This is a genomic window from Mesorhizobium sp. M7A.F.Ce.TU.012.03.2.1 (assembly GCF_004006095.1).
Classification (GTDB): domain Bacteria; phylum Pseudomonadota; class Alphaproteobacteria; order Rhizobiales; family Rhizobiaceae; genus Mesorhizobium.
The window spans coordinates 2,582,351-2,608,032 of sequence record NZ_CP034779.1 but is presented as its reverse complement, the minus strand read 5'-3'; the positions used below and the strand labels follow the sequence as shown (position 1 = coordinate 2,608,032).

Sequence of the window (25,682 nt, the reverse complement as noted above, 5' to 3'; positions counted from 1 at the left end):
AGGCCGTCTGACAAATTCCTAATCTGTAGGTCACAGGTTCGATTCCTGTCGGGATCACCACGCTTTTCACCAGCTTAGCAAACTGACGTCGTACTTTTCGCGAAACAGTACGACGAATTCTAATTTCGCCGGGAATGCATCGCCGAACGATCCAGCTTCGCTCCGAAGAGCGGGCACTACAATGGCCCTTTTGTCTGGCCGAAGGCTGCCGGCAGGATCATTGCGAGGTGATGGTTGACCGTGGTGCGCTGTGACCTAGCTTAAAGTTCATGATGGACAGTCAAGAGCCGGGAAGTGGCGAATTGTCCGCACCGGCGAACTCTCGCGAGGTTGATATGCAGAGGCGCAAATCGGCGTCTCAGGGCCCCGCATGTGTCCTTGGTCGGCCATTGCCCGCCAACGAATATAAACCGCGGCGATCTATCAGCACGCGACCGGCGCCCCATCCGCAACAATTCGCAAGTACCAGAAGGATCCCGATGAAAGCGACGTTTCGAGGGCGGTAAGGCCTTGGCCAATACCAAGGCGGATGACCAGACATCGCTTTACGAACTTGACGATACACCCCAGAACGCACGGGCACGGCAATGCCAAATTATCTTGCCGAAATGTATGCAAACGACGTAAATTTGACCATTCTGAGCGCGGTAGTGACGCTTGCATCGGTAGGCGCCTATCTTGTGCTCCGGCGTATCCTTGCCGCGGTGCGACGGAGCCGCCTTGCAGCGTTTGACGAAGGCAGATCCGGTATCGCCGACGAGGCTTCTTGGGAATGGGAAAGCCCGGCCGGACTTGTCGCCGGACCTGCTTCTTCCAAGGCTGCCAACCCCTTGCATGCGGTCGGCCTGGATGTTCGGGCTCAAAATACCAACTACTCTCGGTTCGGAGTGCGAATCGAGCATTTCGCCGCGACATCCGAACCCAGCGGGAGCTCGTTGGTGACCGGTGCTCCTGCACCGAACAGTGTGCAGTCTGGCCGGCTTGCAGCATCCATCAGCGCGATCGCGGAATATGGGAAGCGGATTTGCGGGTCGGCATGGGACCAATTGCGCCATAGAGCTTCACCGCCAAAAATTGCTCCGTTGGCCTATGCTGCGGATCGCGGTTTGAATTTCACAGCTCAGATGGGAGATCCCGACCCGGCCATGGCGCCTGCCTCAAACCCTGTCGTTCGCAGGCCGATCGTTCTTGTATCGCGTTTGGGTCTCGCCGCCATTTGTCTGGCCGCGCCGATTGGCTATGCGATGACGAGACAAATCTGGGTCGAAAGCGCTTCAGCCATCTCGCAAACCCAAGACCAGGCCCATCGAGACCTTTCGCGCCCGTTGAAACTTCAGGCGAGTGCCGAATTGCTTGGCCCGGATCTCACGGCTAACCAGGCGCAAGACGGGACGGATCGTGCTCAGTCTGCCGCTGCGAGACAATTGGCCGACCAGGAACACCGGGCGGCGGAAGGCGAGCGTGCCAGGAGCGCCGCTCTGCAGGGAGCGCTCCTCGAGGCGAGCAAGCAGATCCACACGCTGAGGGCAAGCATGGCAGCTGCCGATGACGCGCGCGAGGAGCGGTTGCGCAATGAACTCGCGGCGGCCCGCACTCTTGACGCGTTGCGGCGCATTGCGGGAGATGCCCGCACGATGCTGAGCGAGGCCACCAGCTATGTCCTTGAGGAGATGCCCGCTGCTCATCTCGAGCAGGAGCAGGCCCAAAGGCAGGCGCGCGGTTTATCGCAAGCGCGCGTCCAAATTGAACAGCTTGAGACCCAGGCCGCCGAGGATCGCGCCACGGCCAAGGCTTCACTGGGGCAGGCGAGCGGCATGCTCGACGACGAACGCCGGAAGGCGGAGCTGCTTCGTGGCGATCTCGCCGAAGCGAAACTGGCCAATGCCGCACTCATGAAGCGTACGGCCGCGGCTGAGCAGGAACGGACCGACGCGGTCACAGCGAGACAACAAGTGGAGCGGACCGCAGCTGACACGGAGCGAACGCTCGCACGAGAACGCGCTGTAGCAGCAGCGGCCGTTGAGGAGCTGAAAGAAGCTCGCGTCGAGCGCCAGGCGGCTGAACTGGAGCGAGCCAAAGCAGTCTCAGCGAAAGAGCGTGCCGAGCAGGCCGCAACCGAGACGGCACAGGCTCTGGCACGGGAACGTACTACAGCCGTCATGAATCGTAAGGATCTCGACAGAGCCCGCATCGAGCGCGAAGCCGCCGCCCAAGCTCTTTTGGTGCGTGTCGCTAAGCTTCAGGAGGCTCTGGACGAGCAACGCGAGGCCACTGTTTCTCTTGCCCGCGACTTGGCTGCGGCGCGCGGGGACAACGACAGGCTCAGGACTGAGCGCCGCAGCGCGCAGATCGAACCGCCCCTGAAGCCGCGTTCTGGCCGCGCGGCAGCCAGCCAGGTGACGGCCGTCAGCAAGAAGACTGGCAAGGTTCGCAACCCTTCGCGGATGACCCGGGTGCGTTCGATCACACTTCCTTACTCGCTCTTGCCAAGACACGCGACACCACAGTGATTCCGACTGCGCGGTCCCTTCCGTGGAAGGCCATCTTTGATGCCCCGCACCCTTGGTAACACACCCGAGGCCTGCTGCCATTTCGGCCAAAGATGAATGGCCTCTCGAATTCACCCTGCTTCATCAGCGAGGTGTTCTGCGCGGTTCGCTATGGCAGGCCGATCACGCTGCCTGTCGCGTCCAATTCGCATTGGACCGCCGCCTGCCGTGTTTCCACGTTGCCTTGCCGCACATAGTCGATGCTGACCTCGATAGGGGCCGAGATCGTCGCCCGACTCAACTGATGTACGACGCCCGCGCTGGCGACGCGCACGCTGGTCGCCCCAAACGGAGCGGCGGCCGACTCGATGGCATCATGGCAGGCCCGAACGACTTTATCCGGGACGCCCGGCAGCGCCTCGGTTCGGCTGACTGTTGATTGAGTGTTGCTGTCGCTGGGAGGCTGGAGAGCGGCCGGCAGGTCGAGCGACTGTCCGCCCCTTGCGGACGCAACAGCAGTAGCGGCGGCCGGACCTACCGTCCCAGGGACTGTCGCAGTGCCGCTTGTGCTGGTCTCGCCGTCGTCCGCCGACGAACTGGAGCCGCCGGGGTCATCGCTAGTCCCTTTCTGCGAGCCGCCGTGGTTGCCGCCGGCGTCATGACCTCCGCCGCCACCATGGCCACCAGAACCATGGCCGCCGTTGCCATGCCCTCCGCCCTGCTGACCACCGGTTGCAGCTCCTGCGCAAACTACCGCGATCGAGCAAGCTAAGACGAAATACGCACAGGTGAATCCACACGATTGACGCACGACAACCTCCATGGATGCGTCGGTCCAACCGTCTTTCCGCGGCTTGCAGTCAGAACGGCGCGAACCGCCGCTGCCCCCGCGGCAACCTCGCGATTGCCGCGCCCCCGAAAGAACTAGGGGATCAATCCGGTGTATCAAGGATACTTGGCTGGTAAGCACCGGTGAGAGATCGCTTGGCTGGCGAGTGCCGTATCACTCAGTCGATGCCGACCGTGGATGACGCCGCAGACGCCTTCGTGATCCAATGGCCGGAGTCCGGCGATTGGCCTGGCCGAGGCCCCGGCGAATGCAGAGATCAGCGAATAGGCTTACCGCGCTTCAGGTCAGCGCACCTCCTCCGAGTCATCGGCGACAGCCACGCGATGTCGGGTGGGATGGCCTCCAAAAGGCCCCGCGCAGGCACGAAAAAGCGTTCGCTTGAGCACTCGCCCGCCATGCGAACCATGGCGGGCCAGACGGATCACCCCGCCTCAGCCGACCCGCACGACAAAATGCTTCGTCACCGGCTCGATGATCTTCCAGGTTCCCTTGAAATCGGCTTCCACCACGAAGGCATCGCCGGGGCCGACCTCGACCGGTGTGCCGCCGTCCGGCGTGATGATGATGCGGCCGGCGATCATGTGCACGAACTCGTAGTCGGTATAGGTGGCGTGATAGGTGCCGGGCGTCGCGCGCCAGGTGCCCGACAACACCTTGCCGTCCTCGGTCGTGTGCTGGACGGCGGTTTGCATGGTCGGCTTGCCCTCGACGACGATCCAGCCAGCCAGATCGCCGGCGTCCGCGTGTTCGACGGTGCCGAATTTGAGGATTGTCTCGCGGGTCATGTGCTGGGCTCCGTTTGGTGGATTGCGTGGCGTTGTTTGCCTGGCCGGTCAGATAACCGATGCACCTGCCGCGAGCAATGCCGGCGCCATACGGCCGGCACCTTGGCTGACGGTGCATCAAACAAAAAACCCGCCTGTGCGGCGGGTCACTGGCGCAAGTCAGCACCATAGGCAAATATGTACCATAGCTGAGGTCACCGCGTCAAGAAAAAATTCCTATCTCGGAAAAATGGCGGCACAAAAGCCGCCAATACCGGCTGCCTCGAGGCCTGTTGTTAATCTGAGTTCGGCACCCTGCCCTGTGGCGCACGCCGCGTCCTTCGGCCCTCGACGGGCGGGTCAGGGTTTGTGCCGCGCCGAGACGAGTTCCGCCTTGCGCCTTGCCGTCTCTATTCCCAGACCGATGAAAGCACGCGCATGCTTGGCCAGCGCCATGTTGTCCGTCCACAGATTGCGCCAGATCGCGGTCTTCTTCGACAGGTTCTCATCGACGATTTCCGAAGAGAAGGATTCGAAGCTGAGGTCGTCGCTGTAGCCGATAGCGGTCAGCGCATCGAAGATCGCGGCGAAGTCGATATTGCCGGTGCCGAGGAAGCCGCGATGGCTTTCGCCGATATGGACATAGCCGATCTTATCCGCGGCATGACGGATGGCCAGCCCGACATCGGCCTCCTCGATGTTCATGTGGAAGGTGTCGAGATGCAGGAAGATGTTGTCCGAGCCTGTGTCCTCGATGAAGGCCAGCCCTTGCGCGGCGGTGTTGAGCAGATTGCTTTCGAAGCGGTTGACGATCTCGAGGTTGAGCGTGACGCCGGCCGCCTTGGCTGTCTCGGCAACCTTGGCCAGCGTGCCGGCACTGCGCTGCCATTGATCGCGCGTCGGCGCCTCGACCTGCAATCCGTGGCTGGTCGAGAGAATGCCGGCGACCTTCCGGCCGCCGAGATCGCGCGTCAGCGCGATGGTGTCGTTGAGGATTTCGACGCCGCGCGCGGCAATCGCCTTGTCGGCGCTCGAAATGTCGCCATCAACAGGCAATCCGATGCTGATCGCCACGCCGAGGCCAAGATCGGCAATGCGCCTGGCGAGCCCGCCGATGTCGACATTGGCGGGGTCGAGATAGGAGAATTCGATGAGGTCGAAGCCGGCCTCCCTGGTGTTGGCCAGCGTGCGCTCGAGATCGGCCTGAGCCGAGCCCGCCGACCAGACAAAAGAATGGATTCCAATACGCGACATCATCGTCTCCGGCTTCTGCGCATCGGCCCCATGGGGAACCGATGCCTGGACAAGACGTGCGGCCGGGTGATCCCGGCCGCACGCTGCTGAGGGACGTTTAGCGGGCCGCGGTCCAGCCCTTGTAGTCCTTCAGGTTCTCGGCCGTGATCAGCTTCGGGTCGAGCAGCACGGTCGGCTCCGCCGGCTTCTTGCCGGCCAGCAGTTCGGCCGCCATCGTCAGTGACTGGCCGGCCATCACGTAAGGATCCTGCGAGGCCGAAGCCTTGATCATCGAGGTGCCGGAGGAGAGCTCCTTCTCGATATCGGGCGCGCCGTCGACGGCGGTGAAGATGAATTCCGAACGGTTGAGCTGCTTGGCCGCAAGCTGGGCGCCGATCGCCGTCGGGTCATTGATGGCAAACACCGCATCGATCTTGTCGAAGCGGGTGAGCAGCGACTGGAACACCTTCAGGCCGCCGTCGCGCGAGCCTTCGGCATTCTGGTCGTCGGAGAGGATCTTGATGTCGGGATGCTGCGCCAGCACGTTCTTGCAGCCCTTCACCCGCTCCAGGATCGAGGACGATGCCGGTCCGTTGAGGATGACGTAGTCGCCCTTGCCGCCGGTGTGGTCGACCAGGTACTGGCAGGCCTCTTCGCCGGCCTTGACGTTGTTGGTCATCACGGTGACGTCGGCGCCCGGCGCCGAAACGTCGAAGGCGGCAACGACGATACCCGCAGCCTGTGCCTTCTTCACCGCCGGCGCGATCGCCTTGGCGTCGACGGCATTGAGCATGATCACGTCGACGCCGGCGGCGATGAACGAATCGACCTGCGAGACCTGCTTGTTGAGGTCATAGTCGGCCGACACCGAGGTCACCTCGACCTTCGGGTTGATCTTCTTGGCCGCGTCCTCGATGCCCTTGATGGTGGCGACGAAGAAGGGATTGCCGAGCAGGCCGACCGAGATACCGACCTTGTTGAGGTCCTTGGCCGAAGCAGGCGCGATGGCGAGCGACGCGAGTGCGACGCCGCAGAGCAGTTTGGCGATGGTCTTCATTGCTTTCCTCCGATTGCCCCGCGCCTCTCACGGTGCGTTACACAAACCGGTCGTTGACGCCGGCGACTAAGGTCAATCACGTTCTTGCTCCTGCCTGGAGCCTGTAGCGGTCGAGGGCGACCGCCACGATGATGACCAATCCCTTGATGATGTACTGCCAGATGTCGGAGACACCGGCCAAGATGAGCCCATTGGAGAGCACCGCGATGATCAGGCCGCCGATCAGCGTACCCCAGATCGAGCCGACGCCGCCGACGAAGCTGGTGCCGCCGAGGATGACCGCGGCAATGGCGTCGAGTTCGTAGGATTGCCCGAGCTGCAAGCCGTTGGCTGCGTAGAGCCGGGCCGCCGACATGGCGCCGCCAAGACCGGCCAGCAGGCCGGAAACGCCATAGACGAAGAGCAGCACCAGCGGCACCTTGATGCCGGTCAGCCGCGCCGCTTCGGCATTGCCGCCGACGGCATAGATCCAGGTGCCGAGCACGGTGCGCTTGAGCACCAGCCAGGACAGCACAACCACCGACAGCGCGATGATGACCAGCCACGGAATGCCGAACAGCGAACCGTTGCCGATGAAATCGAACGGCAGGTCCGAGTTGAACACCGTGGTGTCCTGGCCGAGCAGGCGGGCGACGCCGCGCACCGCGGTCAGCGAACCCAGCGTGACGATGAAGGGCGGCAACTTGATGTAGGCGATGAGCAGCCCGTTGATGAGGCCGAAGCCGAGGCCGACCAGAATGGCCGCCGGCACGCCGAGCAAACCCCAGTCCGGCGCCAGCGACACCATCACCGCCACCATCGCCGATGCGGCGAGGATGGCGCCGACGGACAGGTCGATACCGCCGGTCAGGATGACGAAGGTCATGCCGGCCGCCAGCACGATGTTGATCGACGACTGCTGGGTGACGATCAAGAGGTTGGTCTCGGTCAGGAAGCGGGGGTTCAGGAACTGGAAGCCGGCCGCCAGCAGGATCAGCACCGGCAGCATGCCGAGGGCAGCGAAAGCCGTGCGCAACCGTCGGCTTGTGCCGGTGGCCTGGCCGCCTGCGCTGATCTCGGTCGCCTTGTCGGTCATTGCTGAGCCGCTCCCGTTGCAAGTTCCATGATTTTCTCCTGGCTCAGCGGCTCGCCTTGCGATGCCGTCACCTCGCCCGATATCGTACCGTCGCGCATCACCAGCACGCGGTCGGCGACGCCGATCACCTCGGGCAGTTCGCTGGAGATCATCAGGATGGCGATGCCCTGTTTGGCGAGATTGTCGATCAGCCGGTAGATTTCCGATTTCGCTCCGACATCGACGCCGCGGGTCGGCTCATCGAGGATGACCACCTTCGGCTCGGTTTCGAGCAGGCGGGCGAGCAGCACCTTCTGCTGGTTGCCGCCGGACAGCGAGCCGGCATTGGCCTGCACCGAACTGGTGCGGATGGAGAGATCGGCAACGGCCCTGGAAGCGCGCCTTTCGGCGGCCGCGAAGTCGCGCAAGCCGCCGGCATGCGAATCCCGCGCCAGCACGCCCATGCTGATGTTGTCGGAAATCGACATGTCGAGGAACAGGCCGAGTTCCTTGCGATCCTCGGTCAGATAGGCGATGCCGGCATCGAGCGCCTCGCGCGGCGAGCCGATGGTTACAGGTTTGCCGTCGAGTTCCAGCGTGCCTGACACGCGCCTGTCGGCGCCGAAGATCAGCCGCGCAAGCTCGGTACGGCCGGAGCCGACCAGACCCGCCAGCGCCAGCACCTCGCCCTTGTGCAGGTCGAACGAACAGTTTTTCAGGAGACGGCCGTCGGACATGCCACGCACCGAGAGCGCCACCGCGCGCTTTTCGTCCGGCGGCCGATGATCCTTCTTGTAGAAAGCCGACAGATCGCGGCCGACCATCATCGACACCAGGCGCGAGGCGCTGAGGTCGGCACGCTCGAGCGTACCGACATAGCCGCTGTCGCGCAGCACACTGACGCGATCGGCAAGCTGGTAGACCTCTTCCATGCGGTGACTGATGTAGATGATTGCGATGCCTTGCGATTTCAGCGTCGCGATGACCTCGAACAGCCGGTCGGTCTCGCGCGAGGTCAGCGACGTGGTCGGCTCGTCCATGACGATGATGCGCGCATTGGTCGACAGCGCGCGGGCGATCTCGACCAATTGGCGCTCGCCGAGCGACAGGCTGGAGACCATGTCGCGGGCCGAAAAGGAGACGCCCAGACGCGCGATGATCTCCCTGGCGCGCCGGGTGCACTGGTCGCGGTCGACGATACCGAAGCGTCGCGGCTCGTTGCCGAGGAAGATGTTTTGCGCCACCGTCAGATTGGGCGCCAGCGACAGCTCCTGATAGATCACCGCGACGCCGCTGGCGCGCGCCTTGATCGGATCGCCGGTCGCGGCCGGCATGCCGTCGATCAGGATCTCGCCGCCGGCATCCGGCCGATAGGCGCCTGAAAGCACTTTCATCAATGTCGACTTGCCGGCGCCGTTTTCGCCCATCAAGGCGTGCAGCTCGCCGGCGTGGACGCTGAGCGAGACATCGTGCAAGGCACGGATGGTGCCGAACGTCTTGGAGATGTGCCGCATCTCCAGCACCGGCTGGCGCGCGGTCTCGGCCCTGGCAATCGCACTCATCGCGCGCCTCCCACTGCCGCATCAGCGACGCCGCGGTCCATGGTGGCGTCGCGCCAATTGCTGCGATAGCCTGCCAACCCGGTGAAACGCGATGCGCGCACCGGCTCCGGAACTTCGGCGGCGAATTCGCGCCCGACGCTCTCGAAGGCGAGCGCCGCGGCACCCGTGGCGCTGCCCTCCAGCGTGGCGCCCTGCAGGAAGGCCTGGCCGGGACGCAACTGCGCCAGCAGCGCGGCGAGCAGGCCGCCCGTGTTCAGCCCGCCGTCGACGATCACCGTGTTGTTCGAATGGATGAGGTCGAGGCAGAGATCGACCATCAGCGCGACGTAGAGCAGCGCCGCGGCCGCGCGTTCCTCGGCATTGGGCGCGCGCCCGACCAGTCGGCCGGAATGCCCCGACATCGGCCCGCCTGGCGCAAAGCTCGGCAGCGCCATGATGCCGGCGTCGATCACCCGCTGCACCACTGGGCCGGCGATCTCGCCTTGCCAGCCGGCGCTGATTGTTGCGAATTCGCGCCCGCCCATGAAGCGGATGGTCGGCACTGGGCCGCCGCCGACATCGACGTTGACCAGCATGTCGCGATCCCGGTCGAGTGCGTCGAGCGGGCAGTCCGGATTGAGCACGATGACCCAGGTGCCGGTCGAAACGACGGTGACCGGGCCAAGCTCCTGCCGGCGATAGGCATGCAGCGCCGCATTCGAGTCATGGACGCCGTTGTGGATGGCGATCACCGCAGCGCCGAGGCGCTGCTCGCCGATAACCGTGCCGGCGCGCTCGAAGGCAGGCATCCGGTCACGCCAGCCCTGCGCGTCGACCAGCGAGGAAAAGTCTTGGCTGCGCGGCGCCCACAGATGCGAATGGCAGCCGAGATAGGACACTTCCGAGACCGCCCGCCCGCCAAGGCGCCAGCTCCAGTATTGCGGATAGCCGAGGATCGATTTCGACGCAGCGAACGCGTCCGGATCGACCTCCTGCAGCCACAGCATGTGGCGGCCGTAGTTGAAGCCGAGCGGCAGCCGCGGCGAAAACGTCTCGGAAAAGTCCGGAATGCGGCGATCGATCCGCGCGGCAATCTCGGCCGGCGGCTCTTGCTCGTAATCGAGGATCGGATGCGTCAGCGCCGCTTCGTCGACCAAGGCAAAGGTGCAGCCATGGCCCGACACCATGACCCCTTCCACTCCATGACCGTCGACCGCATCGGCAACGGCGCTGAGCGCCCAACGGTGGAGCGCCGCCTCGTCGAGCACGCTGAAACCGTCTTGGCGCACCCATTTCGGCTGTGTCCGGCGCTCGTCGATGATCCGCCCGTCCTGGCCGAAGACGAACAGCTTCGAATTGGTCTTGCCGAAATCGAGGACAGCCACCTTCACTGGATGGCTCCCGAGGCTATCCGCACCATGACGCCGGCGTCTTCCAGCATGCGCGCATCGGCGTCGGAGAGGCCGTCGTCGGTGACCAGCGTGCCGATGCGGGAAAGCGGCAGCGCGACATTGCGCGCGTGGATCGACAGTTTGCGGCTGTCGGCCAGCACCACGATCTGGTCGGCGCAGAGGCTGAGATCGACGATCGAGCGTACCAGCAGCGGGTGCGATTCCATCACGCCTTCCTGGCCAAGGCCTTGCGCGCCGAGAAAGAATTTGGAGGCGTAGAAAGGCACGGCCTGGGTGAGCGAATGGATGATGCCGGGCTCGCGATGCAGGTCACCGCCGGCAACCGTCAGGCTGCAATGGCCGTGATCGCTGAGATAGGCCGCCAGCGGCATCGAGTTGGTGTAGAGGCGGATGTTGCGCTCGGCGAGCTTGACCCCGAGATGGAAGCAGGTCGAGCCGCCATGCACGATGACGGCGTCGCCGTCGCGCACCATGGTCGCCGCCAGCGCGGCGATCTGCCGCTTGGCCTCGACCGCAAGGTCACGGTTCTCGTCGTAGGGCCGGGCGTAGGCGACCCCGGCCTGGGAAGCGCCGTCGAGCGCCGAGATGCCGCCATAGACTTTCCGTGCTTCGCCGGCTTCATCGATCCTGTCGATATCGCGCCTGACCGTCGCGGCCGAAACGCCAAGCCGTTCCTGCAGCTCGCGCACCGAAGCGAACGGACGGTCCCGCAGCAGTTCGACGATCTGACGCTGGCGGCCGGAGTCGCTCAATTCTTTCCTCCCGGATGCCATTTTCCATGGCAGTTGGTGCAACTTACTCAACATTAGCCAGATTGCAAGCGCGTTTTGATGATAGTATATCACTATTGACGCAGATCACTCGTATCTGCGATATCAGCGCCTATTCGACCCCGGCAACGGGATTTCGCGCAGGACACGGCCGAGCCGTTGGAGGAAAAGCGCCATGGCGACCCAAGCTGATGCGCAGGAACTGGCGGCCTTGCGGGCGCTTTCGGCCAGCATCGGGCAGAGCCCGCACCTGACCCAGGCGGCAGGCGGCAACACCTCGCTGAAAGCCGGCGACACACTGTGGATCAAGGCGTCCGGCACCTGGCTGAAGGACGCGCTCGTCGATGACATCATGGTGCCGGTGGCGATGGCGCCGCTGCTGAAAGCCGTCGAGCAGCGCGATCGCGCCGCCGACCTGCCGCAGGGTTTTACCATTGCAGCGCTCAACCCGCGCGGCCTGCGGCCGTCGATCGAGACCACGGTGCACGCCCTGATGCCGCAGCGCGTTGTTCTGCATGTCCATTGCGTCGACACCATCTCGCTTGCCGTGCAGGCCGATGGCGAGGCCGAGGTCGCCAGGCGGCTCGATGGCATCGAATGGGCCTATGTGCCCTATTTCCGGCCCGGCCTGCCGCTTGCACGCGGCATCGCCGAGAAACTGCGGCCTGGTGTCGACGTGCTGATCCTTGGCAATCACGGCCTGGTCGTCGCCGCCGAGACCGTCGCCGGGGCGGAGCTTCTGCTGCGCCGTATCAGGTCATTGCTGGCCCGGCCGGCGCGCGCGACCGCCGCACCAGACCTCGACGCCTTGGCGGCGCTTGCCGGCGGCAGCGGCTACAGATTACCGGCCGCTGTCGAAGCGCATGCGGTTGCGCTCGACCCTGAGAGCCGCCGCATGGCGCAGGCCGGCAGCCTCTATCCGGACCACGTCATCTTCCTCGGCCAGGGCTCCGTCGTGGCGAAACCAGGCGAGGCCGTGGCCGATGTCATTGCACGACTGGGCACGTCGCCTGCGGCGATCCTGTTTCCCGGCGCAGGCGTGCTGATGCGCGGCGACGCCAGTGCCGGCGCCGATGCCATGCAACGCTGCCTCGCCGACGTGACGGCGCGCATCGATGTCGCCGCGCGGCTGAACTATCTCACCGCTTCCGAGAATGACGAACTGGTCAACTGGGACGCCGAGCAATATCGCCAGAAGCTCAACGCGGCTGGCGGCTAGCATGGGCATGATGCCACTTGTCATCGGCATCGACATCGGCACATCGGGTGCGCGCGCCGTCGCCATGCGCCCGGATTTTTCCATAGCCGGGCACGCGGCCGTCCCACTCGACAGGTTTGGCAGCGATGGGCGAGCTCCCACGGCGTGGTGGCAAGCGGTCAAGACGGTGCTGACGGAGCTGCTTTCCGGCATCGACCGCACGGCGGTCCGCGCCATCGCCGTTGACGGCACCTCCGGCACGCTGCTGCCGGTCGACGCCGCCGGGCGGCCGCTGGCCGAACCGCTGATGTACAACGACAAGGTCGATGACGACGACATCCTGGCCGCTATCGCCCGCACCGCGCCGGCTGCAAGTGCAGCGCACGGAGCGACATCCGGCCTCGCCAAGGCCCTGCGCTTCCAGCATCTGCCGGACATTGCGGCGGTGCTGCATCAGGCCGACTGGATTGCCGGAAACTTCTCCGGCCGCTTCGACGTCAGCGACGAGAACAATGCCCTGAAGACAGGCTATGATGTCGAGGCCCGGCGCTGGCCGGAATGGATCGCGGCGACCGGAATGCGCGTGGAGTTGCTGCCGCGCGTGGCCGAACCGGGCGAAGTCACCGGCGCCCTCACCGCGGAAGCCGGAGAACTGTTCGGCTTGCCGCGCGATGTGGCCGTCGTCGCCGGCACCACGGATGGCTGCGCCTCGTTCCTGGCGACCGGTGCTGCCGCGATCGGCGACGGCGTCACTGCGCTGGGATCCTCGCTGACCATCAAGATCCTGTCCGACCGGCCGATTTCGGCGTCGCGCTTCGGCATCTACAGCCACCGGCTCGGCAACGCCTGGCTGGCAGGCGGTGCGTCGAATTCCGGCGGCAAGGTGCTGGCTCAGCATTTTCCGCTCGCCCGTATCATCGAACTCAGCGCGACAATCGACCCGGAGACCGACACCGGCCTCGATTACTATCCGCTTCCCGCCACGGGCGAACGATTTCCGATCGCCGATCCGGCGCTGCCGCCTCGCCTTGCGCCCCGGCCGGCGGATGACGCCGATTATCTGAAAGCGATGTTCGAAGGCATCGCCGCGATCGAAGCGCTCGGCTATGACAGGCTTGCCGAACTCGGCGCGCCCGCGCTGATATCGGTCAGGAGCGTCGGAGGCGGGGCGGCGAACCCGGCCTGGACGGCAATCCGGCGGCGCAGGCTCGGCGTCGATTTCCTGCCCGCGCTTTCCGACGAGGCCGCCGCCGGCACGGCGCGGCTGGCGCTGATGGGTGCAAGCCGGGCAGGACTCCTATGAGCGCCAAAACGATCGAACGTCTCGACGGCATCGGGCCGCTGGCGGAGCGCTATAATGTGTTCCTGCTCGACCAGTTCGGCGTGCTGCATGACGGCACACGGCCCTATCCAGGCGCGGTGGCAGCGCTGTCGGCGCTGAAGCGCGCCGGCAAGACCGTGGTGCTGGTTTCGAACTCCGGCAGGCGGGCACGACCCAATGAAAGCCGGCTCATGAAACTCGGCTTCGAAGCGGGAAGCTGGGATCATTTCGTTTCTTCCGGCGAGGTGGCGTGGCGATCCTTCAGGCAGATGGCGATTTCGGGGAAGCTGCGCCCAGGGACAAAATGTCTGCTGATCAGCCGTGAAGCTGACCGCTCCGCGATCGAGGGCCTGCCTTTTGTGCTGACCGGGTCCGGCGATGAGGCCGAACTGGTGCTGATCGCGGCCAGCGAGGGTGACCGCTTTGACCTCGACCATTATCGCAGGCTGTTCGCGCCGGCTGCAGAGCGGCGGGTGCCGTGTTTCTGCACCAATCCCGACATCGTCATGCTGACGGCCGTTGGCCCTCGCTTCGGCGCCGGCCGTCTGGCCGATCTCTATGAAAGCCTGGGCGGCAGCGTTACCCGTATCGGCAAGCCCGACAAGGCGATTTTCGAAGCCGCGCTGGCGCTGGCCGGCAAGCCGGACCGTGGCACCGTGGTCTGCGTCGGCGACAGCGTCGAACACGATATATCGGGGGGGAACAGCACCGGCATCGCCACCGCGCTGGTGCTGAGCGGAATACTGGCGGACACACCGGATCTCGCCGCTGTTTTCGACGAACAACAGGCCTGGCCGGACTACATCACGGACAGCTTCAGCTTCCGCTGACCGCTTCCAGCATGCGCCGCGCGCTCTCCTCGTCGGTGATCAGGATGGTTGGGGCGATGAGGGTCATGGCGCCGAGCAGCGCTTCGGTTTTCTCCTCGCCACCGGAGGTGAGGATACGGATCGGCGCCTTGCGCAGACGGTCGACATCCACGGACATCACGTGGCTGTTGACGGGATGGTCGACCAGATCGCCGTTGCGGTCGAAGAAATGGAACAGGAGGTCACCCACGGCGCCACGCGCAAGCAGGGCCTCCCGATCCGCCTCCTTGAGGAAGCCGCCACGAGAGAAGGTGGTGGCCGAGGCAATCCCGCCGACGCTCAGCAGAACGGCATCGAGCACGTCGGCCATTTCGAAAATCTCCTGCAGGCCGCAGCGCTCGATCAGTGCGATCTTGGTCTCGACGCTGTCGACGACGGCCGGTGTCGGCATCAGATAGCCGTCGCCCTGGAATATCTGAGCGAAGCGCCAGGCGAACTCGGCTGGGTTGACCCGGCGCACGACGCCGACACCGCCAAGCAGCGAAATCACCTTGAAGTCGGTGAGCGACTTGGCGCTGATGAAGGGCAGGCTTGAGAACAGCGTCTGCCCCCAGCCGACGCCGACCCGCATGCCGGACTTCATCGTGTCCGACAGGAAACTGCCGGTCTTGGCGCTGATCGCCGGTATCGGATCGGCATCGGGTGCCGAAAGCGGCGCCACCAGCGCCTGCTGCAGCCCGAACGTCTTCTCCAGCGCGCGCTCAAGCCGCACAATTTCCGACAATTCGCTCTCGATGGTGATCTTCACTTCGTTGCGCGCCCGGGCATCCGCCAGCATGCGCACGATGGTGACGCGACCGACGCCGAGCACGTCGGCGATCTCGTTCTGCGTCATCTGTTCGACGAAATACATCCAGGCGGCGCGAATCCTGAGGCGATCCGTTCGGCTTTCGCTGGCGACCTGCTCGGTTGCCTCGCCTCGACCGTCTTCGCTTTCGCCCTGTCGTCGTCTGCCCAAGTCTGTCTCTCCCCTGCGGCGACGGACGAGCGCGCTGCCGCCGATTCTGCATGCTGGTCTAGTATCGCCTATTGATCTACCAATCGATAGGAACAATGTAGAGAGTGGCGGCTGCCCCGCTTGGCGGCTATCCGCAGCAAATTTCAAGGCGATCCGCGATGCTCCGACAAATCTCCGAAGATGTCCGCGTCAATCTGAAGGACCGGCTGCGGGAAGTCCGCGAAATCATCCGCCAGAGCCGCCATGACGGCAGCGGCGATGCCAGCATCCTGCGCGAAGCAACCAGCCATCTGCCGCCGTTTCCGGGCAAGGGCATCGAAGGCCTGCTCAGCCATGCCGCGAGTGCCGTCGACGAGGCGCTGTCGATCGCTGAAGCTTTCGTCCCGCATGAGCGCCCGATCAAGGTGGACGGCACGACGGTAAAGGGCCTCGGCACCTATTTCCCGATCGGCAATGAGGACCGCCAGCTGAGCGCCGAGCGCCTGTTCCGGCGCGATATGTATTATCTGACCAAGGCGGTGCTTGCCGGCCTGAACATCGACAATGCCCGCATCCACGAAGCCGATTTCGCGGCCGTCCATGCCACGATGCGCAAGCGGCATGGCGACCTCCTGGCCGCCTTGGCCGCGCCAGGCGCCGGACTGCAGGCAATCGCTGCGACCTGTTCGGCGCTGCTGGTCGAGTGCCTCAGCCAGCGTCCGGTTCGCTTTGCCGAGACCGTGCCGGAAACGCCGGCCGCGATTGCCGGCCGGGCGCTCGACATAAGCTGCCTGGCGCCGCTCGCTTTGGCCTGCGGCCTGGCGACCACCGGCAGCGACGGTGCGCCGGAGCCGGATATGCTGGAGATCGCGATCCTGGCGGCGGATATTCGCCACGACCGCATCGTTCAGGCCTGCGCCAAGGCAAACCCGATCGCTGAACTGACACCGGTGTTCGCCACCTTGCTTGCCCATCTGCCGTAATTAGCCGGTCTGGGCTAGCCTTCAGCGGCCATGGCCATGATCGCTTTCTTGGCGCGCTGGATGGAAGCCGGGCTCATCGAGAGTTCGGTCAGTCCCATCTTCACGAAGGTCGCAATGAGATCGGGACGGCCGGCCGCCTCACCGCACATGCCGACCATGATACCGGCGGCGACGCCGGCTTTTGCCGTTATTTCGATCGCCGACATGACGGCTGGATTGGTGACATCGTTGAGCCTGGCGACGGTCGGATTGAGCCGGTCGGCGGCCATGATGTACTGGGTCAGATCGTTGGTGCCGATCGAGAAGAAAGCAACCTCCTTGGCCAACGTCGGGGCGATCAGCACGGCGGCCGGGGTTTCGATCATGACGCCGAGATCGAATGACGCGTGCGGCACGCCTTCGGCCTTCAGCTCGGCCGTGCATTCGTCAACCAGCACGCGCGTCTGCCTGACCTCTGAGATGTCGGACACCATCGGCAGCATCACCTTGATGTTGCCGTGCACGGCGGCGCGCAGCAGCGCCCGCAGTTGGCGCTTGAAGATGTCGGGCCGGTCGAGACACATGCGGATGCCGCGCCAGCCGAGGAAGGGGTTTTCCTCGTCGGGAAATTCGATGCCGGCAATCGGCTTGTCACCGCCGATGTCGAGCGTGCGCACAATGACCGGATAAGGCGCAAAAGCCTTGGCCAGCGCCGCATAGGTCTCGGCCTGCATGTCTTCCGAGGGCAGATGCATATGGCGCATGAACAAAAGCTCGGTGCGGAACAGGCCGATGCCCATGGCACCAGCCTCTTGCGCCGCTTCGATTTCCTCAAGTGAGCCGATATTGGCCGCGACCTCGATGATCCTGCCGTCGGCAAGCTTCGGCGTCACCGTCTTGAAGATGGTCAGTCCGGCGCGCTCCTTTGCCGCCGCTTCGACGCGGCCGGCGAAATCGGCGCGGGTCGCCTCGTCGGGGTCGATGATCACATGGCCGGCATTGCCATCGAGCGCGACCTCTCGCGCGGTGCGCAAGGCATTGACTTGGCCGCCGAGGCCGAGCACTGCCGGAATGCCGTGCGAGCGCGCGATGATGGCGATGTGCGAGGTGGCGCCGCCATGGCCGCACACCACGCCGCCGATACGCTTCAGCGGCGCGCGTGCCAGATCCCAGGCACCGATGTCGTCGGCGATCAGGATAGCGCCTTCGGGGATGTTTTCGAGGCTGATATCGTCCTGCCCCAGCAACACGAGGCAGATCTGCCGCCCGACCGCATGAACGTCGTCCGCCCGCGCGTTGAGATAGTGATCGTCGACCGCGCTGAATTCGGCGGCAATGTTGGATGCGGCGGTGATGACGGCGGAGACCGCGTCATTGCCGCCCTTGATCAGGCCCTCGGCCTCGCCGGTCAGGCTGTCGTCGGCGGCGATATCGCGCAGCGCTGCGACGATGCCGCGGTCTCCAGCCGACAGGCTATCCTGCGCCAACGCATGATCCATGCGGGCCTGGACCGCGCCGACGGCCGTGCGGAACCTGTCGATCTCGCCTTGTATCTCCTCGGCCTGCAACATGCGGCCCTGGCCAGCGATATCGGCTGGGAAATGCGCAAAGGCCGGGCCGATGGCGAAACCTTCGCTGGCGGCCACGCCGCGCAGGCGGTTTGCCCCGTCAGGTGCCGCCGGCACGGATCCGCGCGCGGGTGCCGCTTCCGCTTCCTGCCCGGCATCGTTCGCCGGGCTCTGCGCTTCCGCTTCATCGTCGAGGCCGGCCCGCGGATTCTCAAGATAGCCGATCAGCGCCTCGAGCGCCTCGATGGCATCGGCGCCATTCGCCCGCACCGTGACTTCTTGGTTCTCCTTGACCGCCAGCAGCATCAGCTTGACCGAACTCTTGGCACTGACCGCCTTGCCGTCCTTGACCAGTTCGACGTCGGATTCGAAACCCTTGGCGAGCTTCACGAACCGCGTCGCGGGACGGGCGTGCAAACCTTCATGCACTCTGACGATGGTCGAGCGTTCCATGGCAAATACTCTGGTTTTGGGCGCCGCTCCCAACATAGGCCGCGGCGCGAATGCTGTCAGGCGGCGATGGTGATGATCGCGCCGGTCTTCAGGGCGGCCACGAGCGCTAGCGGATCGACTTGCGACACACAGATCTCGCCCGGCCTCTCGGCCTCGGTAGCGCCGTTGAACGAGATGACGACATGGCCCATTTCCAGCACCTTGCTCCACGCGCTGGAGCCGACCGCTGTAATAACAGCGGCAACCGGGCCGAGGGTGATCGAAGCGCCCTTGGCGGGCGCTCCGTCACTTGGTCCCTGCTCCGCCTTGTGGAGCACCGAAACCTCGGCAAGCTCCGGCGGCGAGCCATCCGCAAACAGGATGACCACGCCCCCTTCGGCAAGGTCCGCCACTTCTGGGCCGATGGCAGTGACCCGTGTTCTCAGCAGAACCGTCATATGGCGAACCTCATTTTCTCAACTTTCCCTAGAGCGGTGAACCGCTCTATCTCTTTGTTTTGACGCAATTTCCACGGGAAAGCATTGTGCGCTTTTCCCGGAATTGCCTTAGAACACGATCAGGCTGACGACCCAGGCGATCAGCACCGAAACCGGCCCCATGATCTGGCGGCTGATGAGCACCGCCGGAACGCCGATTTCGATCGTCTTCGGCTTGGCCTCACCGAGCGCCAGGCCGACAGGGACGAAGTCGCAGCCCACCTGGGTATTGTAGGCAAACAGCGCCGGCAGTGCCATCGCCGGCGAGATCGTGCCGTTGGCGATCTGCGGGCCGATGATGGCAACGCCGATGACCTGCGCGATGACAGCGCCTGGCCCGAGGATGGGCGACAGGAACGGCAGGCCGCAGATCGCCGAGATGATCAGCAGGCCGACGATGTTGTTGGCCAGCGGACCCATCGGCTGCGCCAGCACATCACCGATGCCGGTATACAGGATCAGACCGATGAGCATGGTCACGAACGCCATGAACGGCAGCACGTTGCGAATGACCTGATCGATGGTGCGACGGCCGGCATTGAAGAAGATGCCGACGATACGTCCCATGACGCGGCCGATCGTGCTGATGAGGCCGATCAGCCCACCTTCGCTCGGCAGCGGCTGTGGTGCCGCGGCCGCATTGTTGCTTGAACTCATCGCTGCTGCTCCCCCTGCAGTCGTGATCGTTTCGGATCCGTCCGCCATTGTGATGTTGGCCGGCTTCACGCCCGAAACGTAGATGTCCTCGGTGATGAACTGGGCCAGCGGCCCGGATTGACCGACCGGCGTCAGATTGACGGTCGGGATGCGCTTGCGCGGATAGACGCCGCATCGTGCGGTGCCGCCGCAGTCGACGACGACCACCGCCATCTCGCTTTCGATCGGTGGCGCCCTGAAGCCGTCGACGGCCTCGCCACCGGTCATGTCGGCGATAAGCTGCGCCACCGGGTGAATGCCACCACCGGTGACGGAAACGATCTTGCTGCGCTGTTCGGTCGGCTCGATCACGAGCGGGCCACCCCAGCCGGTTTTGCCCTGGGTGATCCTTACGGCTTTGTATGTCTTGGCCATGATGTCCTCCCTGCCCTTACAGCTCGACGCCCTGGCGGCGTGCCATGATGGCGGTGATGCGTTCGGTCAGCATGCCCTTGAGCAGGATGACGACGAGGCCGACGATGGCGTACCAGATCGCCACCTTGACGTGGTAGCCGGCGACGACGACGCCCTTCTTTTCCAGCTCCAGCAGCGCGACGAGAATGCCGCCCCAGACGAAATACTCGCCGGGATTGATGTGCGGGAACAGGCCGAGCGGCGGGTGCACATAGGATACTGCCGCGTCATAGAAGGCCGGCTTGTGCTTTTCTTCCAGGAACGATCCGAACGTATAGGCCATCGGATTGGTGAGGAAGAACACCGCCAGCAGCGGCAACAGCGTGTAGCGCGTCAGCGCGATCCGGCCGGCGCCGCGCGCCAGACCATGCACGCGCTCTTCACCGACCAGTTCGGTGACGGCGTAGAAGGCCGTCATCAGCACCACCAGCGTCGGAATGATGCCGGTGACGAAGCCGGCGAAGACCTCGCCGCCCTTCTGGAAGATGCCGATGAAGTACTTGCCGATGGCGGTCAGCCAGCCGAGCTGCTCTTCCTGCTGGACGTCCTTCAGCTTTTCCTTGAACTGATCGACGGTGATCGGTCCGCTGTCCGCTTGTGCGAGGACAACGAGATGGTCGGAGGCATGCTCGACGGCGAGCTTGCCATGCAATGCGGCATCCGAGACCATGGCACCTGCGACATGCAGATTGTGCACGGCCATGTCGGCATGCTGCGCCAACAACGAAAATACAGACATTTCTCCTCCTTATGCCACCCGCCGGTTGATCCCAGTCGGTGCGCGGCGTCCTCTATCCCTTTGATTTAGAGCCCGAAATTCTCCGGCCCTAAGCCCTTGCTATGTTCAAGCCGGACAGGCCCGGCTTCTTCCCCGGCTCCGACCGTGTCTTGTCGATCTGTTCGATCGCCCGTTTCACGGCCTCGGCCACACCGGGTTCCCCCTCCCCCATGATTGCAGGGTTGGACCGGAGTCTATCGAGGGGAACACCCTCGAATTCTTCATGTCTCTTGAACTTGGTGAAGACGGAACGGCCGCTCATCACCATCAGGCGGCGCACGATCAGATCGGGCGTCACCACGACGAGCGCGATGGTGCCCTTGGCCAACCGGCCGCGAAAATTGCCGGCTCCGACGAAGCCCTCCTTGTACTGGTCGGTGACGCCCCTGAAGACATCCGAATAGTGCCGCATCTGCAGCCAGACGCCGAGCGACTGCAGCGCCCACACAATAACCAGCAGAAGCAGTCCCCACTGCCAAATCGCCATTCGGTTCTCCTCCCGAAGCCTCAGTTGAACCGCACCTTGGACCGGCGCGTGACAACAGCAAAGTGAGAACATTTGTTTCCGAGAATGTCAATATGTATGATATTGGCCTCGGCTGCGGTCATCCACAAGGGCGCTGACCGATTTCGGCCGTGCCACCGTTGTGCTAGGCTGACTGGGAAACAGGATACGAGGAATATGGATCTGCCCTTCAGGGACGAACTGGCCTTGATGCCCGATCTTCGCCATCGGCTGCGGCAGCTGCGCTGGTTCCGCGCCACTTTTCGCGGCAGCGCGAAGGTGGTCTCGGACACGTTCGGCGTGCGCTTCGAGATCGACGAGGCAAAGCTCACCAGGGCCTTTCTCGACTGGGTCGAGATCATGGAGCCGCAGAAGCGCTTCGCCGCGATCGACCGCGCCGACTTCATCGTCTTTGCCGCCGGCCTCGTGCTGCGCGAGTTGATAAAACAGGCGCCGGCCAGGGAAATCTCCAGCCTCACGCAGCTGATCGAGACGGAAACGAACGCCGGCACGCTGGAAATCGTCCGCTTCTGGCCGGAGGGTTTCCTCTACACCAACTACTGCGTCTCGGTGATTTCGGCGATCCACGAGCAGGAATTCGGCACCGCACCCGGCATCGACAAATGCGCCGACGATTTGCGCACATGGTGGTCCTATCGCGAGAATGTGACCGAGATGCCGGCCTATGCGGTGGCTTTCCTCGACCGCTTTCTCGGCGCCGAACCGAACTGGATCACCCCGGATCGCGCACAGTCCCGGCAAGCCATGCAACGGGCGCTCGGGTCTTCCCGTGCGAGCGATGCGTTGCGCCAGCTTTGAGCCGCTCTTCGCGCCCCCAAAAACGCACGCGCTATTGAACATTTGACTTTTTGGCGATAGCGATGTGCGAAAATTGACTCGAGAGGGAAACGCGTGGCGCCACCAAGGCCTATTATTTTCGATTGCGACGGCGTCCTTGTTGACAGCGAGCCGCTGGCCGCCCGCGCTTATGAGCGCGTCTACGAAAAGCACGGCATGCCCGGTGTCAACACCAGCATCATCGCCCAATGCATCGGCATGAAGCAGTCCGATATCATCGCCAGGATCAGGGATTTGACCGGCCACCAGTTTCCGGCGGCGGCGGACGGCGACATCTGGGCCGAGACCAAGGTGCTGTTCTCGCAGGAATTGAAGCCGACACCGGGAATCGCTGCGTTCCTCGAGACGCTTGCGGGCGACCGCTGCGTTGCCTCGTCCTCCTCCGTCGAGCGCATAAACCACAGCCTTGCCGTGACCGGGCTGGCGCGTTTCTTCGGCGATGCGATCTACAGTTCCTCGATGGTCAAGAACGGCAAGCCCGCGCCGGACATCTTCCTCTTCGCAGCGGATAAGATCGGCGCCAATGCGGCCGACTGCATCGTCATCGAGGACTCGCCCTTCGGCATCCAGGGCGCTGTCGCCGCCGGCATGACGGCGATCGGCTACACCGGCGGCGGCCATACCTATGCCGAGCACGCCGCGCGGCTGACAGCTGCCGGTGCCGATTTCGTCTGCGCCGACTGGCAAGAAGTTAGCCGGCAATTGGCCGGGCTCGGTGTGCCGGCCTAATCTGTCAGCGAACAGGCAGTCCAAGGCGGACCGATTCGTCGGCCGGGATCACTGGCCCGACACGGAAATTGAAGGACAAGACCCTCGTCGCACCGGTGTCGACCTCGCACCGGAAGCCCAGATGGTACCATGTGGTTGTCGTGCGGAAGGCGACATCCGGGGCGTCGAGGATATTACCGACCTTCAGCGGAACACTTGGGATCAACTCGGGGAAATACGAGGCGTCCAGCAGTTGCTGCTGCAACGCGCTGGCGCAAAGTTTGGCGGCACGCTGGCCGCGAGGCACGCCGCCCTTCGAGGTCGTGGCCACCGCATCGCCGGTAGCGCCCTGTGAATAGAGCTTGCGGACGCCTGGGAGGCCCGAAGCGTTCCGAGATGCAGACTTCGAGGGCTTTGAGGGGCTGGGCTTCGGCGCGTTTGTGGGTTTGGGCTTCGGCGCATCGGCTGATGTGGGAAGGTCGATCTCGCTGCCGCCGCCATCGGCAGCCAAAGGCGCTGGTGCCGCGCCCCGTTGCTTGGCGGCATCGAGCGCCGCCTGCTTCTCCGCCTCCTGTTTGGCTGCTTGTGATTTATCTATCTCCTCGGTTGAAGCTGCCTGCGTCTCCTGTGTGGGCTCGGCGTCCTTCGCCGCGGTTGCCGGCTTCTCGTCGGCCTTGGTTGAATCTGGCCGGCCCTCGGAGTCTACCGGAGTGGCGGATTGGTTCTCCGCCTGCTTCGGCACGACAGGCGGCTTCGAATCATCCTTGGCCGGTGACGGCGAGTTGTCTAGAGCGCTGCCCCCATCCAGGGATTTCCTGGGGCCGGTATCCTTGTCGCCGAACTGAAAAACCGGCTTCAAAACCTCAACTGGCGAGGGCTTCTGAGGTCGCTTTTCCGGCGGACGTGGTTTTTCGACTTTCTGCTCGGGCGGTTTTTCAACCTTCGTTTCCTGCGGCTTTTCGGCCTTGGGCTCCTTTGGGGGCGGCGCCGGCGCGGGTCTCGGCTTTGGCTGATCGGGCGCAGGCACGAGTGCGACGTTTACCGCCTGTTCCTGCTGCTGCTGTTGGGGAGGCGCCGGGAATTTGTAGACCAGGAACGCAGCGATGAGCGCATGCAGGATCAGCGATGCGGGCAAAGCCCACAACAGATGCCGCCGTTCTCCTGTCTCGCTCTTCATCCTGACCGATGTGGAATGAAATAGCGGCGGCTTCAAGCATAGGCATTGGATTTGCGCAATCTAGCCTCTGACAGCTTGTCGATTTGGATCATTATACCCTGCGGTAGCCCGACCAAGGTGCTGGGCGACGCAACAAGCGGCGGCCCACGATCCGGCCCATCATGACCTGGGATCAGCCAGTTCGCCGCCACCAGGATGGACGCCAATGCGGCCGACTGCATCGTCATCGAGGACTCGCCCTTCGGCATTCAGGGCGCGGTCGCCGCAGGCATGACGGCGATCGGCTACACCGGTGGCGGCCATGCCTATGCCGAGCACGCCGCGCGGCTGACAGCTGCCGGTGCCGATTTCGTCTGCGCCGACTGGCAAGAAGTTAGCCGGCAATTGGCTAGGTTTGGTGTGCCGGCCTAGTTTAGACGATACTTTGTGAATCCACGGCTGGGCCATTCGCCAGGCGGTACCAATGAGCCCACACGGAAGTTGAAGGACAGGACCCTCGTCGCATCGGCGTCGACTTCGCATCGGAAATTTAGGTTGTACCAGGCGTTTCTGGTGCTGAAGGCGGCCTGCGGAGGATTGAGAACATTGCCTTTGTCCAGCGTAATGGTTGGCACCCATTTGACCGTATAGTCGGCAGTTTGCAGTTCCCGGCTCAGAACGTTGCCGCAAAGGGTGGCCACGCGTTGACCGCGCGGAACATTCTCCATGGAGCTTGTAGCGAACGCATTGCCGGTTGCCCCTTGCGAGTAAAGCTTTCTGACGCCCGGAAGGCCGGAATAGATCGGTGATCCTGCAACGTCGTCGTTGGTGGGATTTGACCTTCCAGCATTCCCGATCGGCGCTTTGAAAGCTCTTGCGGGCTTGAACGTCATTGTCTTGGCAGGTTTGGCTTTGGGCTTTGCCTTTCCAGTCGAGGCTGGAGGCGCCGGCTTGTCGCCGATCTCAGCCGCCAATGGCTTTGGCGTCACGACGGCTTGCTTTTCGGCGGGTTGCGGTGCGGGTTCCTGTTTGTCCGGCTGCTGTTTGTCGGTTTCCTCGGTCGCCTGCTTCTCCTCGCTTTGCGCGGGCTTTTCGTCCGGCGCAGCGGTGGCCGGCTTCTCGTCAGGCTTGCTGGGCTCCGCCTTCTGCTGTGGCGTTGCAGCCGGGGCGGGCTGGGTCGGCGTGGGTGTCGGTGCTACAGGCGGCTTCGCCGCCTCATCCTTGGCCGGCGACGGCGTGTTGGGCTTGGCGCTGCTTCCGTCGAGCGATTTCTCCGGCCCGGTATCTTTCTGGCCGTACTGGAAAACGCGCTTCAGAACCTGGTCGTCTGGCGGTTTCGGCGGTTCCGGAGGCGGCTTTTGTTCAGGCGGCTTTTCAGCCTTCTTTTCAGGTGTTGGTTCCGGTGGCTTTGGAGCAGGTTTCGGCTTGGGCTTCTCGGGTGGCGGCACGATCGCGACATTGACGGGCTGTTCCTGCTGAACCGGCTGCTGCTCGGGTCTCGGCAGGCCATAGACCAGAAACGCCGCGATGAGCGCATGCAGGATCAGCGATGCGGGCAAAGCCCACAGCAGATGCCGCCGCCGTTCTCCTGTCTCGCCCTTCATCCTCACCGA

At 64.0% G+C, this 25,682-nt stretch carries 22 protein-coding genes and 1 pseudogene; 8 read left to right on the top strand and 15 right to left on the bottom strand.

Features of this window, described 5'->3' with window-relative positions:
* Positions 1-587 precede the first annotated feature (587 nt).
* A complete protein-coding gene (locus EJ079_RS33875; RefSeq protein WP_245481863.1) occupies positions 588-2,510 on the top strand; it encodes a hypothetical protein in 1,923 nt (640 codons plus the stop codon).
* Positions 2,511-3,770: 1,260 nt separating this feature from the next.
* On the opposite strand, the gene EJ079_RS12580 is transcribed toward EJ079_RS33875, so the two are convergent.
* From EJ079_RS12580 to EJ079_RS12550, 7 genes are all read right to left on the bottom strand, one after another.
* Positions 3,771-4,124: a cupin domain-containing protein gene (locus EJ079_RS12580; RefSeq protein ID WP_127266678.1), complete on the bottom strand. Its 354-nt coding sequence runs from the start codon at positions 4,122-4,124 to the stop codon at positions 3,771-3,773.
* 339 nt (positions 4,125-4,463) lie between these two features.
* Positions 4,464-5,357, bottom strand: a complete 894-nt coding sequence (locus tag EJ079_RS12575; protein ID WP_127809117.1) for a sugar phosphate isomerase/epimerase — start codon at positions 5,355-5,357, stop codon at positions 4,464-4,466.
* A gap of 97 nt (positions 5,358-5,454) precedes the next feature.
* Complete coding sequence (locus EJ079_RS12570; protein WP_027038073.1) at positions 5,455-6,393, bottom strand: ABC transporter substrate-binding protein; 939 nt, start codon at positions 6,391-6,393, stop codon at positions 5,455-5,457.
* 76 nt (positions 6,394-6,469) lie between these two features.
* Positions 6,470-7,468 carry a ribose ABC transporter permease gene (locus tag EJ079_RS12565; RefSeq protein ID WP_127809116.1) on the bottom strand — a complete coding sequence of 333 codons (999 nt, stop codon included), beginning with the start codon at positions 7,466-7,468 and terminating at the stop codon, positions 6,470-6,472.
* On the bottom strand, positions 7,465-9,009 hold the full coding sequence (locus EJ079_RS12560; protein ID WP_127809115.1) for a sugar ABC transporter ATP-binding protein: 1,545 nt from the start codon (positions 9,007-9,009) through the stop codon (positions 7,465-7,467). Before EJ079_RS12560 ends, EJ079_RS12565 begins: the two co-directional genes overlap by 4 nt.
* The gene (locus tag EJ079_RS12555; protein ID WP_127809114.1) at positions 9,006-10,379 is read right to left on the bottom strand and encodes a carbohydrate kinase; all 1,374 of its coding nucleotides are present in this window, start codon (positions 10,377-10,379) and stop codon (positions 9,006-9,008) included. Before EJ079_RS12555 ends, EJ079_RS12560 begins: the two co-directional genes overlap by 4 nt.
* Positions 10,376-11,152 (bottom strand): DeoR/GlpR family DNA-binding transcription regulator, encoded by a 777-nt coding sequence (locus EJ079_RS12550; RefSeq protein ID WP_127266683.1) that lies wholly within the window; start codon positions 11,150-11,152, stop codon positions 10,376-10,378. The genes EJ079_RS12555 and EJ079_RS12550 overlap by 4 nt, the downstream gene beginning before the upstream one ends.
* A 193-nt stretch (positions 11,153-11,345) precedes the next feature.
* Here EJ079_RS12550 and EJ079_RS12545 point away from each other — a divergent pair, with 193 nt between their 5' ends.
* The 3 genes from EJ079_RS12545 to EJ079_RS12535 are packed head-to-tail and all read left to right on the top strand — an operon-like array spanning position 11,346 to position 14,519.
* Positions 11,346-12,389 (top strand): class II aldolase/adducin family protein, encoded by a 1,044-nt coding sequence (locus EJ079_RS12545; RefSeq protein ID WP_127809113.1) that lies wholly within the window; start codon positions 11,346-11,348, stop codon positions 12,387-12,389.
* A gap of 7 nt (positions 12,390-12,396) precedes the next feature.
* Positions 12,397-13,671: an FGGY-family carbohydrate kinase gene (locus EJ079_RS12540; RefSeq protein WP_164873941.1), complete on the top strand. Its 1,275-nt coding sequence runs from the start codon at positions 12,397-12,399 to the stop codon at positions 13,669-13,671.
* Entirely contained in the window at positions 13,668-14,519 is an 852-nt protein-coding gene (locus EJ079_RS12535) for a TIGR01459 family HAD-type hydrolase (RefSeq protein WP_127809111.1), read from the top strand. Before EJ079_RS12540 ends, EJ079_RS12535 begins: the two co-directional genes overlap by 4 nt.
* On the opposite strand, the gene EJ079_RS12530 is transcribed toward EJ079_RS12535, so the two are convergent.
* Positions 14,506-15,516, bottom strand: a complete 1,011-nt coding sequence (locus EJ079_RS12530) for a sugar-binding transcriptional regulator (protein ID WP_023811047.1) — start codon at positions 15,514-15,516, stop codon at positions 14,506-14,508. The two genes, EJ079_RS12535 and EJ079_RS12530, sit on opposite strands and share 14 nt — an antisense overlap.
* A 158-nt stretch (positions 15,517-15,674) precedes the next feature.
* Between EJ079_RS12530 and EJ079_RS12525 the strand changes: the two genes are divergently transcribed.
* Positions 15,675-16,478: a hypothetical protein gene (locus EJ079_RS12525; RefSeq protein ID WP_127397272.1), complete on the top strand. Its 804-nt coding sequence runs from the start codon at positions 15,675-15,677 to the stop codon at positions 16,476-16,478.
* Between the two features lie 14 nt (positions 16,479-16,492).
* Here the strand turns inward: EJ079_RS12525 and ptsP are convergent, their stop codons facing one another.
* From ptsP to EJ079_RS12500, 5 genes are all read right to left on the bottom strand, one after another.
* The gene (gene ptsP, locus EJ079_RS12520; protein ID WP_127809110.1) at positions 16,493-18,478 is read right to left on the bottom strand and encodes a phosphoenolpyruvate--protein phosphotransferase; all 1,986 of its coding nucleotides are present in this window, start codon (positions 18,476-18,478) and stop codon (positions 16,493-16,495) included.
* Between the two features lie 56 nt (positions 18,479-18,534).
* A complete protein-coding gene (locus EJ079_RS12515) occupies positions 18,535-18,915 on the bottom strand; it encodes a PTS glucitol/sorbitol transporter subunit IIA (protein WP_127809109.1) in 381 nt (126 codons plus the stop codon).
* A gap of 108 nt (positions 18,916-19,023) precedes the next feature.
* The gene (locus EJ079_RS12510) at positions 19,024-20,025 is read right to left on the bottom strand and encodes a PTS glucitol/sorbitol transporter subunit IIB (protein WP_127397282.1); all 1,002 of its coding nucleotides are present in this window, start codon (positions 20,023-20,025) and stop codon (positions 19,024-19,026) included.
* Between the two features lie 16 nt (positions 20,026-20,041).
* Positions 20,042-20,803 (bottom strand): PTS glucitol/sorbitol transporter subunit IIC, encoded by a 762-nt coding sequence (locus EJ079_RS12505; RefSeq protein ID WP_013529328.1) that lies wholly within the window; start codon positions 20,801-20,803, stop codon positions 20,042-20,044.
* A gap of 88 nt (positions 20,804-20,891) precedes the next feature.
* The gene (locus tag EJ079_RS12500; RefSeq protein WP_127809108.1) at positions 20,892-21,329 is read right to left on the bottom strand and encodes a transcriptional regulator GutM; all 438 of its coding nucleotides are present in this window, start codon (positions 21,327-21,329) and stop codon (positions 20,892-20,894) included.
* A gap of 195 nt (positions 21,330-21,524) precedes the next feature.
* Between EJ079_RS12500 and EJ079_RS12495 the strand changes: the two genes are divergently transcribed.
* Together EJ079_RS12495 and EJ079_RS12490 are read left to right on the top strand one after the other, a co-directional pair.
* The gene (locus tag EJ079_RS12495; protein WP_127397280.1) at positions 21,525-22,166 is read left to right on the top strand and encodes a hypothetical protein; all 642 of its coding nucleotides are present in this window, start codon (positions 21,525-21,527) and stop codon (positions 22,164-22,166) included.
* 93 nt (positions 22,167-22,259) lie between these two features.
* Complete coding sequence (locus EJ079_RS12490; RefSeq protein ID WP_127809107.1) at positions 22,260-22,934, top strand: HAD family phosphatase; 675 nt, start codon at positions 22,260-22,262, stop codon at positions 22,932-22,934.
* 4 nt (positions 22,935-22,938) lie between these two features.
* On the opposite strand, the gene EJ079_RS12485 is transcribed toward EJ079_RS12490, so the two are convergent.
* Positions 22,939-24,090 carry a DUF930 domain-containing protein gene (locus tag EJ079_RS12485; RefSeq protein WP_127809106.1) on the bottom strand — a complete coding sequence of 384 codons (1,152 nt, stop codon included), beginning with the start codon at positions 24,088-24,090 and terminating at the stop codon, positions 22,939-22,941.
* Between the two features lie 180 nt (positions 24,091-24,270).
* On the opposite strand from EJ079_RS12485, the pseudogene EJ079_RS12480 reads away from it, so the two are divergent.
* Positions 24,271-24,501, top strand: a pseudogene (locus EJ079_RS12480) (HAD family phosphatase); the annotation flags it as partial.
* On the opposite strand, the gene EJ079_RS12475 reads toward EJ079_RS12480, so the two are convergent.
* A complete protein-coding gene (locus EJ079_RS12475; protein ID WP_127809105.1) occupies positions 24,498-25,673 on the bottom strand; it encodes a DUF930 domain-containing protein in 1,176 nt (391 codons plus the stop codon). The pseudogene EJ079_RS12480 and the gene EJ079_RS12475 sit on opposite strands and share 4 nt — an antisense overlap.
* Between the last annotated feature and the right edge of the window lie 9 nt (positions 25,674-25,682).

Bases quoted from the DNA above. Each gene is read 5' to 3' on its own strand.
- EJ079_RS12525 (WP_127397272.1), top strand. From the start codon at position 15,675: ATGCTCCGACAAATCTCCGAAGATGTCCGCGTCAATCTGAAGGACCGG.
- EJ079_RS12575 (WP_127809117.1), bottom strand. From the start codon at position 5,357: ATGTCGCGTATTGGAATCCATTCTTTTGTCTGGTCGGCGGGCTCGGCT.
- EJ079_RS12545 (WP_127809113.1), top strand. From the start codon at position 11,346: ATGGCGACCCAAGCTGATGCGCAGGAACTGGCGGCCTTGCGGGCGCTT.
- EJ079_RS12505 (WP_013529328.1), bottom strand. From the start codon at position 20,803: ATGTCTGTATTTTCGTTGTTGGCGCAGCATGCCGACATGGCCGTGCAC.
- EJ079_RS12495 (WP_127397280.1), top strand. From the start codon at position 21,525: ATGGATCTGCCCTTCAGGGACGAACTGGCCTTGATGCCCGATCTTCGC.
- EJ079_RS12535 (WP_127809111.1), top strand. From the start codon at position 13,668: ATGAGCGCCAAAACGATCGAACGTCTCGACGGCATCGGGCCGCTGGCG.
- EJ079_RS12475 (WP_127809105.1), bottom strand. From the start codon at position 25,673: ATGAAGGGCGAGACAGGAGAACGGCGGCGGCATCTGCTGTGGGCTTTG.
- EJ079_RS12485 (WP_127809106.1), bottom strand. From the start codon at position 24,090: ATGAAGAGCGAGACAGGAGAACGGCGGCATCTGTTGTGGGCTTTGCCC.
- EJ079_RS12515 (WP_127809109.1), bottom strand. From the start codon at position 18,915: ATGACGGTTCTGCTGAGAACACGGGTCACTGCCATCGGCCCAGAAGTG.
- EJ079_RS12570 (WP_027038073.1), bottom strand. From the start codon at position 6,393: ATGAAGACCATCGCCAAACTGCTCTGCGGCGTCGCACTCGCGTCGCTC.
- EJ079_RS12560 (WP_127809115.1), bottom strand. From the start codon at position 9,009: ATGAGTGCGATTGCCAGGGCCGAGACCGCGCGCCAGCCGGTGCTGGAG.
- EJ079_RS12565 (WP_127809116.1), bottom strand. From the start codon at position 7,468: ATGACCGACAAGGCGACCGAGATCAGCGCAGGCGGCCAGGCCACCGGC.
- EJ079_RS12500 (WP_127809108.1), bottom strand. From the start codon at position 21,329: ATGGCGATTTGGCAGTGGGGACTGCTTCTGCTGGTTATTGTGTGGGCG.
- EJ079_RS12510 (WP_127397282.1), bottom strand. From the start codon at position 20,025: ATGGCCAAGACATACAAAGCCGTAAGGATCACCCAGGGCAAAACCGGC.
- EJ079_RS12540 (WP_164873941.1), top strand. From the start codon at position 12,397: ATGATGCCACTTGTCATCGGCATCGACATCGGCACATCGGGTGCGCGC.
- EJ079_RS12580 (WP_127266678.1), bottom strand. From the start codon at position 4,124: ATGACCCGCGAGACAATCCTCAAATTCGGCACCGTCGAACACGCGGAC.
- EJ079_RS33875 (WP_245481863.1), top strand. From the start codon at position 588: ATGCCAAATTATCTTGCCGAAATGTATGCAAACGACGTAAATTTGACC.
- ptsP (WP_127809110.1), bottom strand. From the start codon at position 18,478: ATGGAACGCTCGACCATCGTCAGAGTGCATGAAGGTTTGCACGCCCGT.